The organism is Streptomyces boncukensis, assembly GCF_011045075.1.
Classification (GTDB): domain Bacteria; phylum Actinomycetota; class Actinomycetes; order Streptomycetales; family Streptomycetaceae; genus Streptomyces; species Streptomyces boncukensis.
Window position 1 is genome coordinate 1 of sequence record NZ_JAAKZZ010000195.1, and the last position, 12,352, is coordinate 12,352.

The 12,352-nt window shown below is 75.4% G+C and carries 7 protein-coding genes; 3 read left to right on the plus strand and 4 right to left on the minus strand.

The genetic code is table 11. The annotated features are described in order from the left end of the window. Positions 1–188: 188 nt before the first annotated feature. The 4 genes from G5C65_RS19180 to G5C65_RS19195 form a co-directional block, all read right to left on the minus strand. Complete coding sequence (locus G5C65_RS19180) at positions 189–1,106, minus strand: ABC transporter permease (RefSeq protein WP_165300101.1); 918 nt, start codon at positions 1,104–1,106, stop codon at positions 189–191. Further along, positions 1,103–1,951: a molybdate ABC transporter substrate-binding protein gene (gene modA, locus G5C65_RS19185; RefSeq protein WP_165300102.1), complete on the minus strand. Its 849-nt coding sequence runs from the start codon at positions 1,949–1,951 to the stop codon at positions 1,103–1,105. Before modA ends, G5C65_RS19180 begins: the two co-directional genes overlap by 4 nt. Positions 1,952–1,966: 15 nt before the next feature. Next, complete coding sequence (locus tag G5C65_RS19190; RefSeq protein WP_165300103.1) at positions 1,967–2,380, minus strand: TOBE domain-containing protein; 414 nt, start codon at positions 2,378–2,380, stop codon at positions 1,967–1,969. 83 nt (positions 2,381–2,463) lie between these two features. Beyond that, on the minus strand, positions 2,464–5,199 hold the full coding sequence (locus G5C65_RS19195) for a flippase-like domain-containing protein (RefSeq protein WP_165300104.1): 2,736 nt from the start codon (positions 5,197–5,199) through the stop codon (positions 2,464–2,466). Between the two features lie 212 nt (positions 5,200–5,411). Between G5C65_RS19195 and G5C65_RS19200 the strand changes: the two genes are divergently transcribed. From G5C65_RS19200 to G5C65_RS19210, 3 genes are all read left to right on the plus strand, one after another. Further along, a complete protein-coding gene (locus G5C65_RS19200; protein WP_165300105.1) occupies positions 5,412–5,828 on the plus strand; it encodes an MGMT family protein in 417 nt (138 codons plus the stop codon). A gap of 161 nt (positions 5,829–5,989) precedes the next feature. Then, positions 5,990–9,490, plus strand: coding sequence for an ATP-dependent helicase (locus tag G5C65_RS19205; protein ID WP_165300106.1), 3,501 nt, complete (start codon positions 5,990–5,992; stop codon positions 9,488–9,490). A gap of 69 nt (positions 9,491–9,559) precedes the next feature. Then, positions 9,560–12,352 (plus strand): UvrD-helicase domain-containing protein (locus G5C65_RS19210; RefSeq protein ID WP_165300107.1); only part of this gene is annotated, 2,793 nt, incomplete at its 3' end.

A 12,352-nucleotide genomic window follows, 5' to 3' on the forward strand; every position in this document is an offset into this window, starting at 1 on the left:
TCTACACTCGAAGGTTCGTCGGCAGCGTCAGTTGTGTATAAGAGACAGAGCCGTGCGGACCGGGTGGACCGTGCGGACACAGGGCTCGGCATCGGACGCCTCCCGGGGAGGGGCTGGGAGTGTCATCGTGCGCGCGCCAGGGGTGCGGGGCGCGCTGTGCGGTGCGTACGGGTGGCGCGCCGCGCGCCCTACTCGGCGCCGCCCCGGCCCAGCCACCGGCCGCGCAGCGCGAAGAGCACCGCCCCGGCGGTCGCGAGCAGCAGCAGGGAGACGGCCGTCGCGCTCTCCGGGTCGTCCTGCAGGAGCAGGTACACCTGGAGCGGCAGCGTCTGGGTGCTGCCGGGGAGGTTGCCCGCGAAGGTGATGGTCGCCCCGAATTCGCCCAGTGCGCGGGCCCAGCACAGGGCGGCACCGGCGGCAAGCGAGGGCATCACCATCGGCAGCGTCACATGGCGCAGCGTCTGGAGGGTGGAGGCGCCCATCGTCGCCGCCGCCTCCTCGTAGCGCGGGTGCAGCCCCAGCAGCGCGCCCTCCATGGTGATGACCAGGAACGGCATGGAGACGAACGCCGCGGCCACCACCGCGCCGCTGGTGCTGAACGGCAGGCTCACGCCGATCGCGTCCAGCGGCCCGCCCAGCAGCCCCCGGCGGCCGAAGCCGCGCAGCAGCGCGACGCCCGCCACCGTCGGCGGCAGCACCATCGGCAGCAGCACCAGGCAGCGCACCAGGGCCTTGCCGGGGAAGTCGACCCGGGCCAGCAGCCAGGCGAGCGGCAGCCCCAGCACGAGGGAGAGCAGCAGCGCCCAGGCGGACACCAGCAGCGAGAGGCCGAGCGCCTGGCCGACGTCCGGTGAGGTGAGCCGGGAGCCGAGCCCCCGCCACGGCGACTCGGTGACGATGCCCAGCAGCGGGACCAGCAGGAAGGCGACCGCGAGCAGGGCGGGCGCGGTCAGTACGGGCGGTGCGCCGCCGCCTGCCCGCCCGGCGCTCCGGCGCGCGCGGCCCGTCCGGCCCTTGTGCGCGCGGGCGGCCGTGCGCCCCGGGCCGCGGCCCGTGCGCGGGGCGTCCGGTCCGTGCGGGGGCGCGAGGCGGGTGCCGCCGCTCATGGCTTCCCGAAGCCCGCCTCGCGCAGCAGCTTCTGCGCCTTGGCGGAGCGGAGCCACGAGGTGAAGGCGGCGGCCTCCTTGCTGTGCCGGGAGCTCTTCAGGGGCGCCGCCGGGTAGCTGGCGGGGGCGTTCTGGGCCGCGGGGATCCGCACGGTGGCGACCTTGCCGCCGGCGACCGCCGCGTCCGTGGCGTAGACGATGCCCGCGTCGGCCTCGCCCATCTCGACCTTGGTGAGCACCGAGCGGACGTTGACCTCGCGGGAGACCGGCTCGACCGCCACCCCCTGCCGGTCCAGGACCTGCTGCCCGTACCGCCCGACCGGCACCTTGGCGGCGGCCAGCACGACCTTCAGGTCACCGCGCGCGAGGTCCTTCAGGGCGCGGACGCGGTGCGGGTTGCCGGGGGCGGTCACGAGGGTCAGCCGATTCGTGGCGAAGACGGCGGGCTCGGCGCCGGTCTCGCCGCGCACCCCGTCCATCGTCTTGGTGTCCGCGGTGGCCAGGACGTCGGCGGGGACGCCCTCCCGCACCTGGGCTGCCAGCGCCTGCGACCCCGCGAAGGAGAAGCGCACCCGGGTGCCCGGGTGCGCCTTCTCGTAGGCCGTGCCCGCCTTCTGGAACACGTCCGTGAGGGAGGCGGCCGCCAGCACCCGCAGCGTGGTCGTGCCGCCGCCGTCGCTGCCGTGTGCGCCGCCGCCGCAGGCGGCGAGGGGTGCGGCGACGCCGAGCGCCGCACAGGCCGCGAGAGCGGCTCTCAGCGGCCCGGAGCCGGAGCGCCGGCGTCCGGGCAGCTCCCGGAGCGGGCCGCCGTGCGGTTCGGAGGGTATCGGGGGCGTCTCGGGCATCGGGCTCTCCAGCGCTCAGGCGCGGTCGGTCGGCACATGGTCGACATGGACATTGGTCGACTTCACCCGGGCCACCGCCTCCATCCCGACGGCCAGCCCCAGCTCCTCCACCGCCTCCCGGGTGAGCAGCGAGACCAGCCGGTGCGGGCCCGCCTGGATCTCGACCTGCGCCGCGACGTCACCCAGCTGCACGGCGGTGATGATCCCCGGAAAGGCGTTCCGCGCGGAGGTGTACGGCTCCCCGCCGTCGTCGCCGGACGGGTCGGCGGCCAGCGCCGTGGCGAAGGCGGCCAGGTCGGCCCCGGCGATCTGCCGCTTGCCGCCCGCGTCCCGGTGCGTGGGCAGCCGCCCCGCGTCGGCCCAGCGGCGGACCGTGTCGGGGCTGACCCCGAGCAGCCGCGCGGCGCGGCCGATGGAGTAAGAACGCATATGCGGCACGCTATGGCTCCGCACCTCGCATATGCAAGGGTGACTGCGGGTTCCGGCCCGCAGATGCACCATCCAAAGGGCGGCTACAGCGCGCCCTTCCGGGTGAGCATCGTGAAGGACAGCCAGCCCGGCAGCACCGGCAGCCACAGCGTCAGCAGCCGGTACAGCAGCACCGCGGGCGTCGCGACCTCCTTCGGCACCCCGAAGGCGATCAGCGCACCGATGAGCGCCGCCTCCACCGCGCCGAGACCGCCGGGGGTGGGCGCGGCCGAGCCCAGCGCGTTGGCGGTGAGGAAGACGACCGCGAGGCTGGCGTAGCTCGCCTGGTGGCCGAACGCGCGGACACAGGCGTCCAGGCACATCACGAAGGCCAGGGTGAGCAGCAGCATGCCCAGCACCCCGGTCAGCAGCTTCTGCGGGCGCTGCACCACGTCCAGCATCCGCGGCACCACACCGGCGAACAGCGAGCGCACCCGCTCCGAGACGAACCGGCGCAGCGTCGGTACGGCGGTGACTATCAGCGCCAGCACGGCGGCCGTCAGCAGCCCCGCGACGACGGTCCGCGAGGGGGAGAGGGTCGGGGTGTGCTCGGTGCCGGTGATGTAGCCGAAGAGCAGCAGCAGGGTCACATGGCTGCCGAGCCCGAACAGCTGGGAGGCGCCCACGCTGGCGACCGCGTGACCGGGGCGGACTCCCGAGCGCTGCAGGAAGCGCGCGTTGAGTGCCACCCCGCCGACGGCTGCCGGGGCCACCAGCTTGACGAACGAGCCCGCGACCTGGGCCTGCACGGTGCGCCGGAAGGACACCTTCTCCGGGACGAAGCCCAGCAGCGACATCGCCGCGCACAGATAGGTGAGCGAGGAGAAGACCACGGCCCCGCCGACCCAGGCCCAGTTCGCCTCCAGCACCTTCTCCAGCGGCACCTGGCTCAGCTGGGTGAGCAGGAAGTAGGCGGCCAGTGTGCCCAGGATGAAGCTGACCAGGGTGCGCGGCTTGATGCGCTCCAGCCGTGCGGGCTCTATCGGCGCCTGCGGGCGCATCAGCAGGACCTGCTGCCGGATCTGCGCGAGCAGGTCCTCCTCCCGTGCCTCCTCCAGCGCCTCGTCTATGGCCTTCTTCTCGGCGTGCTTGGCGGCCCGGAGCGTCTTGCGGTGCTTCGGTGTCTCCGGCTCGTCCTGGACCTCCCGCGCATCCCTGGCCTTCGCCTCCTTGTTGGCCCGGGACGCCTCGATGACCGCCTCGCGCTCGCGCTGTGCGCGCTCCTTGGCGCGGTGCCGCAGCTCGGTGCGGGTGCTGCGGCTGAGCGCGATCGGCTGGAGCAGCGGCAGGCTGTCCGCGATGGCGTCGGGGCCCAGCACCTCGACGGCGGCGGCCACCGCCCGCTGCGCGCCCACCCGCAGCCCGAGCGTGGTCAGCAGCTGCGCGATGTCCATGCGCAGCACGAGATCGCCCGCCGCGATCTCACCGCCCCGCAGGTCTGTCAGGAACACGGCGCCGGAACGATCCACCAGCAGCGCGTCCCCCACGAGCCGCCGGTGTGCGATACGGCGCGACTGCAGCGCCTCGACCTGGCGCCAGGCGGTGCGCAGCAGCTCGTCGGTGAGCTCCTCGTCGGGCAGCGCGTCGAGGCTCCGGCCGCCGATGTGCTCGTAGACCAGCATCACCGCGTCCGGGCCGAGCTCCGAGGTGGCGATCAGCTTGGGCGCGTTGGCGCCCGCCGAGATGGCCGCGTACGCGAGCAGCGCCTCCTGCTCCAGGGCCTGCCGCAGCGTCTGCAGGCTGCGCCGCTGGTTGATGCCCCGCAGCGCCAGCCGCCGCCACACCCGGTAGAAGAACCCCTGTGCCTGCTGCTCGCGGTCCACCACGGTGACATCCAGCGGCGGACCGTCCTCCAGCGTGACGCGGTAGCGGCGGCCCCGGTCGCCGTTGTCCTGCCTCTCGGGCTCGCCGGGGTCCTCCATACGCAGCGCGCTGACCGGTGTGAAGCCCACCCGGCGCAGCCCCGCCAGCAGCGTCTGCCCGGTGGGCCGCACATTCGGGGTGCCGACCGCGTACAGCGTGCCGTAGGCGACCGTCCAGCCGATCAGCAGGGTGATGATGATGGAGAACGGCGTCGTGTAGCCGGGGACCAGCACGGCGAACGCGTTCAGCAGCAGCACCACCCACAGCAGCACCCGCCAGCGCGGACGGCGCGCCATGCCGACAGCCGTCATGTACGCGATAACGGGTGCCAGATAGCTGTGGATGGGCGTACTGGAGTCGCTGGGCGTGATCGACTTGGTGAGCGCGTCCTGGATGGACTCCGGCGCGGCCCGCGAGACCCACAGGTCGACCGCCAGTGAGGCACCGTGCGCGAGGACGGCGGCGAGCACCCCGTCGGCGATCCGCAGCCCGTCCCGTTTGATCAGCCGCTCGATGGCGAACGCGACCGGGACCAGCAGCACGGCGAGGCTCGACGCCAGCCCGGTGAGGTTGATCAGCAGGGCAGGCGTGTCCTCGGTGCCCTTGTCGATGTCCTGCTCCAGGCCCGCCGTGGTGCCGTGCGCGAAGTTCGCGATGGTGAGCACCAGGGCGATACCCAGCAGCCCGAGCCCCATCCGCAGCAGGTCCGAGGGGCGGTGCACCCGTGCGGACAGCAGCGGCTCGTCGCTCTCGATCTCGACGCGGTCGGTGTGGGCCGGGCCCTCCGGCGGTTCCTCGGCGGCCGGTGCGTCCGGAGGGTCCGCTGCGGCAGGCTGCTCGGCGCCAGGGGGCCCCTTGCTGAGGGAGCTGTCGCCCTGCCGCTGCTCGTCTGTCGTCTCGTCCTGGTCCCGTATCACTGAGGCTCGTCCCGCAACGCCGGTCGGCTCGTTCCGACTGGCCCGATTGTCCGGCTGGAGGCCCGGGAGCCGCCTCCCGGAGGAGCAGCGCGCCCGTCACCGCCCGGAAGATGGTGGCACGAGGGGGCGGCTCTTGGTGGCACGAGGGGGCATATGGGGCGCGCGGAGGGGGCGGCCGGCTCGCGGTACGGCTGACGGCGGTGTAGGGCACCATGGCGCGCATGGCAACCGACCCCGCAGAGCTCCCCGACTACGCGGAGCGTGTGCTCGAAGTCACCGAGTTGATCCCGCCCGGCCGCGTGATGACGTACGGCGACATCGCGGAGTGGCTGGGGGAGGGCGGCCCGCGCCAGGTGGGCCGGGTGATGGCGCTGTACGGCGGTGCGGTGCCCTGGTGGCGTGTGGTGCGCGCGGACGGTGTGCTGCTGCCCGGCGAGGAGCTGCGCGCCCTGGAGGAGTACCGCGCGGAGGGCACTCCGCTGCGCGAGGCCGCCGGCCCGTCCTCCCGCTCGCCGGGCCACATCCCGCGCGTCGACCTGCGCCGCGCCCGCTGGGACGGGCACACGGCGGGTTCCGGGCACCCCGGTGGTCCCGGCGGTGCCGGAGCTCCGGCGGGGGGCGGTGGGTGACCACCGGCTGCGACAGCTCACACAGACCAGCTTCCGCCATGCGGCACGTCCCCATGCGCTGAGCCGTCCGTACGGAGTACCGAAGTGAAGCGCTGCGCCTCCTGTGCCCGCGGGCGTAGCGTCTGTACCACCTTGCACAGACCCTCCCCTAGGCGATCCACGTGAGTTCCTCCATCCCGTCCAGCATCCCGTCCAGCGCGCAGCGGCAGTCCTCGGGTGCGGATGCGTACCGGCTGGTGCGCACTCCGCCGGCCCCGGCCGGTCTCCCTGCGTTGGACGCCGCGCAGCGCGGAGTGGTTGACCACGCGGACGGGCCGCTCCTGGTGCTCGCGGGGCCCGGCACGGGCAAGTCGACGACCCTCGTCGAGGCCGTCGTCGAGCGCGTCCGCGCGGGCGGCGATCCCGAGCGCATCCTGGTCCTCACCTTCAGCCGCAAGGCGGCCGTCGAGCTGCGCGACCGGATGGCGGCCCGGCTGTCGCGGGGTGCGGCCGGTGCGGGCGGTGCGGGCGCCCCGCAGGCGACGACCTTCCACTCGTACTGCTACGCCCTGGTCCGCGCGCACCAGGACGCCGACCTGTTCGCCGAGCCCATACGGCTGCTCACCGGGCCGGAGCAGGACCTGTACATCCGCGAGCTGCTGGAGGGGCAGCTCGCCCTGGAGCGGGAGGGCCGCGCCGGTGTGCGCTGGCCGGACGAGCTGCGCGCCTGCCTCACCACGCGGGGCTTCGCCGACGAGCTGCGGGCGGTGCTGGCCCGCAGCAGGGAGCTCGGGCTGAGCCCGGACGCGCTCGCCGCGTTCGCCCGCCGCACCGGCCGCCCGGACTGGGGCGCGGCGGCCGCCTTCCTCGCCCAGTATCTGGACGTACTGGACGCGCAGGGCGTGCTCGACTACGCCGAACTCGTCCACCGCGCCGTCCTGCTGGCCGGGAGCGACGAGGTCGCGGGGCGGCTGCGCGCCGCGTACGACGCCGTCTACGTCGACGAGTACCAGGACACCGACCCCTCCCAGGTGCGGCTGCTCCGGGCGCTCGCGGGCGGCGGCCGGACGCTGGTGGCCTTCGGCGACCCGGACCAGTCGATCTACGCCTTCCGCGGCGCCGACGTCAACGGCATCCTCGACTTCCCGCACGCCTTCCCGCAGCGCACCGGGGCGCCCGCGCCCGTACGGGTGCTGCGGACCGGCCGGCGGTCCGCAGCGCGAGTGCTGGCCGCCACCCGGGAGCTCACCCGGCGCATGCCGCTGACCCGGCTGCCCGCCGAGGCCGTCCGCGCGCACCGCGAGCTGGCGGCCGAACGTCCGGGCGGCCGGGTGGACGTCATGACGTACCCGACGGCGGGAGTCGAACTCGACAGCGTCGCGGACCTGCTGCGCCGCGCCCACCTTGAGGACGGCGTCCCCTGGGGCGAGATGGCGGTCCTCGTGCGCGCGGGCGGCCGGAGCCTTCCCGTGCTGCGCCGCGCCCTCACCTCGGCGGGCGTCCCGGTGGACGTGGACGGCGACGACGTACCGCTGCGCCACGAGCCCGCCGTCGCCCCGCTGCTCACCGCGCTCCGGGCAGCCGCCGAGGCGGCGGTGCGCGCCGAGCGCGACGAGGGCGCCGTACGGGAGGCGGGCGGCGCCGGGCGGGCGGAACGGGCCGGACGCGCGGAGGGAGACGCGGACGGCAGCGCGGACGGCGGTGCGGACGCAGATACGGACGCAGTCGCGGACGCGGACGCGCCGGACACCTCCGCGGCGCCGGGCGCGCTGGACACCGGGACCGCACTCACCCTGCTCACCTCGCCGCTGGCCGGGCTGGACTCCGCCGACCTGCGCAGGCTCGGGCGCGCCCTGCGGGAGGAGGAGCGCGCGGCGGGCGTCGCCGTCCCGCGCCCCTCCGACGTCCTGCTGGCCCAGGCGCTCGCCGAGCCCGGCCGGCTGGTCGCCCACGAGCCCGCGCCCGGCTCGCCCGGCGGCACCTCCCGGACGGGCGGCGCCCAGCGCCTGGGACTGCTGCTGCGCAAGACCCGCGAACTGCTCGCCGGGGGCGGCACGGCCGAGGAGGCGCTGTGGACGCTGTGGGAGGGCACCCCCTGGCCGGGGCGGCTGGAGCGTACGGCGCGGCGCGGGGGGCCCGCCGGGCGGAACGCGGACCGCGACCTGGACGCGGTGTGCTCGCTGTTCGCCGTCGCCGCGCGCGCCGAGGAGCGCACCGGGGGGCGCGGGGCGCTCAACTTCCTGGAGGAGCTGGAGGCCCAGGACATCGCCGCGGACCTCCTCGTCGACCGTGCGGTACGCGCCGACGCCGTCCGCCTGATGACCGCGCACCGCGCCAAGGGGCTGGAGTGGCGGCTGGTCGTCGTCGCGGGCGTACAGGACGGGCTGTGGCCGGATCTGCGGCGCCGCGGCTCGCTGCTGGAGCCCGACCGCATCGGCCGCGACGGGCTGGCCGAGCCGCTGCCCCCGGGCGCCCTGCTGGCGGAGGAGCGCCGGCTGTTCTACGTCGCCGCGACGCGCGCCAGGGAGCGCCTCGTCGTGACGGCCGTGAGCGCCCAGGCGGAGGACGGCGACCAGCCCTCCCGCTTCCTGGCCGAGCTGGGCGTCGAGCCGCGGGCCGTCAGCAGCAGGCCGCGCCGCCCGCTGACGGTGCCCGCGCTGGTCGCCGAGCTGCGGGCCACCACGGTCGACCCGGCGGCCTCGCCCGCGCTGCGGGACGCGGCGGCCCGGCGGCTCGCCCGGCTTGCCGTGCTCCGGGACGACGAGGGGCACGGTCTGGTCCCCGCCGCCCATCCGGACCGCTGGTGGGGGCTGTACGAGCCCACCCGGTCCGAGGTGCCGCTGCGCGACAGGAACGAGCCCGTGGCCCTGTCCGGCAGCGCCCTGGAGCAGCTCGCGCACACCTGCTCGCTGCAGTGGTTCCTGGGTCGTGAGGTCCGGGCCGACGAGCCCGCCACCGCCGCACAGGGCTTCGGCAACGTGCTGCACGTGCTGGCCGACGAGGTCGCCACCGGCACCACGCCCGCCGACCTGGGGGTGCTGATGGAGCGACTGGACGCGGTCTGGGACGGACTGGCCTTCGACGCGCCCTGGAAGTCGCGGCAGGAGAGGGACAGCGCGCGCGCCGCGCTGGAGCGGTTCCTGCGGTGGCACATCATGGAGCGCGGCGGGCGCCGTACGGCGGGCAGCGAGCACGCCTTCGACGTGACCCTGGAGGCGGGGGAGCACACGGTCCGCATCCGCGGCAGCATGGACCGCGTCGAGACGGACGACGAGGGACACGCGTACGTCGTCGACTTCAAGACCGGCCGCTCCCGCCCCACCGGCGCCGAGGTGGCCCGCCACCCGCAGCTCGCGGTCTACCAGCTGGCCCTGCGGGAAGGCGCGGCCGATCCGCTGTTCGCCGGGCGGCGCCCTGCGCCGGGCGGCGCCGAGCTGGTCCAGCTGCGCCAGGGCGCGGCCGGCCGGGACGGCGGCGATACCGTGCCCGCCGTACAGCGCCAGGAGCCGCTGGAGGAGTCACCGGAGGGCGACAAGGGCGACTGGGTGGGCGAGCTGCTGGCCACCGCGGCGGGACGGGTGCTGGACGAGCGGTTCACTCCGTCGCCCGGACAGCACTGCGGCCAGTGCGCCTTCCGCCGCGTCTGTCCGTCCCAGCCGGAGGGGCGTCACATCGTCGAATGACCGTCCCGTCGTCCGGGAGAGGACCTCCCGGGGCCCGCGCTGTCAGCAGCGGCGGCTACCGTCTCTACGGTGCCCGCACAGCTCACCGACCCCGAGCAGCTCAAGGAGCTCCTCGGTATCCCGTTCACCCCGGAGCAGACGGACTGCATCACCGCACCGCCGGCCCCGCAGGTGATCGTGGCCGGTGCGGGCTCCGGCAAGACGACGGTGATGGCGGCGCGCGTCGTCTGGCTGGTCGGCACCGGGCAGGTCGCGCCCGAGCGGGTGCTGGGCCTGACGTTCACCAACAAGGCGGCGGGAGAGCTGGCGGAACGGGTGCGCAGAGCGCTCGTCAAGGCGGGGCTCACCGACCCCGACCCGGCCGATCCGGACGACGCACCCGGCGAGCCGAGGATCTCCACCTACCACGCCTTCGCCGGGCAGCTGCTGTCCGAGCACGGGCTGCGGCTCGGCCTGGAGCCCACCGCGCGGCTGCTCGCCGACGCCACCCGCTTCCAGCTCGCCGCGAGCGTGCTGCGCACGGCGGCCGGTCCCTTCGAGGCGCTCACCAAGACGGTCAGCGCCCTGGTCGAGGACCTGCTCGCGCTGGACGCGGAACTCTCCGAGCACCTGGTGTCCCCCGACGAGTTGCGCGTCCATGACACCCGGCTGCTCGCCGAGCTGGAAGGCGTGCGCCTGACCAACGAGAAGCTGCGCAAGGTGCCGCACGCCGCGCTCGGCCGGCGCGAGCTGGCGGGGCTGGTCGAGGAGTACCGCGCCCGCAAGCGCGCACACGAGCGCATCGACTTCGGCGACCAGATCGCCCTGGCGGCCCGGCTCGCACGGCTGCCGGAAGTGGCGAGGGCGCTGCGCGAGCAGTACTCCGTCGTCCTGCTGGACGAGTACCAGGACACCTCGGTCGCCCAGCGGGTGATGCTGGCCGGGCTCTTCGGCGGCGGCACGGGGCACCCGGTGACCGCTGTCGGCGACCCCTGCCAGGCGATCTACGGCTGGCGCGGCGCCTCGGTCGCCAACCTGGACGACTTCCCCGGGCACTTCCCGGATGCCGACGGCACCCCGGCACGGCGGTTCTCCCTCAGCGAGAACCGCCGCAGCGGCGGTCGCCTCCTCCAGCTCGCCAACGGGCTCGCCGCGCCCCTGCGCGCCCGGCACGCGGGCGTCCAGGCCCTGCGCCCGGGGCCGGGCGCCGCCCGGGACGGGCTGGTGCGCTGCGCGCTGCTGGACACGCACGCCGGGGAACTGGAGTGGCTGGCCGACTCGCTGGCCCACCTCGTCGGCACCGGCACCCCGCCCGGTGAGATCGCGGTGCTGTGCCGGGGCGCCGCCGACTTCGCCGGGATCCAGGGCGCGCTGGTCGCGCGGGACGTCCCCGTCGAGGTGGTCGGCCTCTCCGGGCTGCTGCACCTGCCGGAGATCGCCGATCTGGTCGCCGTCTGCGAGGTCCTCCAGGACCCCACGGCCAACGCCGCCCTCGTCCGCGTCCTGACCGGTCCGCGCTGGCGCACCGGACCGCGCGACCTCGCGCTGCTCGGACGGCGCGCCAGGCTGCTCGTACGCCGCCGGCGGGGCGAGCCGGACGGCGGCCCGGACCGGCGGCTCGCCGCCGCCGTGGAAGGCGCCGACCCGGCCGAGACGGTCTCCCTCGCGGACGCCCTGGACACCTTTGTGGCATCCGGGGAGCACGAGGACGAGCTGCCGTTCTCGCCCGAGGCCAGGGTGCGCTTCGCACGGCTCGCGGCCGAGATCCGGGAGCTGCGCCGCTCGCTCGCCGATCCGCTGATGGACGTGCTGCACCGGGTGCTGTCGGTGACCGGGCTGGAGGTCGAGCTGGCGGCCTCCCCGCACGCGGTGGCCGCACGCCGCCGCGAGACCCTGGGGAACTTCCTGGACATCGCCTCCGGGTTCGCCTCCCTGGACGGCGAGGCGACACTGCTCGCGTTCCTCGGGTTCCTGCGCACCGCCGTGCAGTACGAGAAGGGGCTGGACAGCTCCCTGCCGGGCGGCGAGAACACCGTCAAGGTGCTCACCGCGCACAAGTCCAAGGGGCTCGAATGGGACGTGGTGGCCGTCCCCGGCCTGGTCGCCAAGCAGTTCCCCAGCGAGCAGCCCCGCGAGTCCTGGCTGAGCCAGGCCAAGGTGCTGCCCTCCCCGCTGCGCGGCGACGCCGCGACGCTGCCCGAGGTGTCCGAGTGGAGCGCGCGGGGGCTCAAGGACTACGACACGGCACTGCGCGACCACCAGGCCACCGAGGAGCTGCGGCTGGGCTATGTGACGTTCACCCGCCCCCGCAAGCTGCTGCTGGGCTCCGGCCACTGGTGGGGGCCCGCGCAGAAGAGGCCGCGCGGTCCGTCCGCGTTCCTGGACGCCCTGCGCGCCCACTGCGAGGCCGGGGCCGCACACGGCGAGGTCGAGCACTGGGCGGAGCCCCCCGCCGAGGGCGCGCTCAACCCGGCCCTGGACGCGCCGGCCGAGGAGCGCCCCTGGCCGCTGCCCCTGGACGAGGAAGCGCTCGCCTGGCGCCGCCGGGCTGCCGCCGGCGTGCTGGCCCACCTGGAGCACACCCGGGCCGGCGGGGAGGGCACCCCGGGAGCCGAGGAGCCCGGCGAGGGGGCCCCGGAGCGCTCCGGGGCGCCCTCCCCGGCCCCGGACACCGGCGGCGGGCCGGAGGGGCTCACGCCCGAGGAGGTGCGGCTGACGGCTGCCTGGGACCGTGATCTGGACGCGCTCGCCGCCGAGCTGCGCCGCTCCCGCGCGGCCGTCCGGGACGTACCGCTGCCGCGTTCGCTGGCCGCCACCCAGCTGCTGCGCGTCGCCGCCGACCCCGAGCGCTTCGCCCGCGAGCTGGCCCGCCCGATGCCCCGC

Bases quoted from the DNA above. Each gene is read 5' to 3' on its own strand.
- G5C65_RS19180 (WP_165300101.1), bottom strand. From the start codon at position 1,106: ATGAGCGGCGGCACCCGCCTCGCGCCCCCGCACGGACCGGACGCCCCG.
- modA (WP_165300102.1), bottom strand. From the start codon at position 1,951: ATGCCCGAGACGCCCCCGATACCCTCCGAACCGCACGGCGGCCCGCTC.
- G5C65_RS19190 (WP_165300103.1), bottom strand. From the start codon at position 2,380: ATGCGTTCTTACTCCATCGGCCGCGCCGCGCGGCTGCTCGGGGTCAGC.
- G5C65_RS19200 (WP_165300105.1), top strand. From the start codon at position 5,412: ATGGCGCGCATGGCAACCGACCCCGCAGAGCTCCCCGACTACGCGGAG.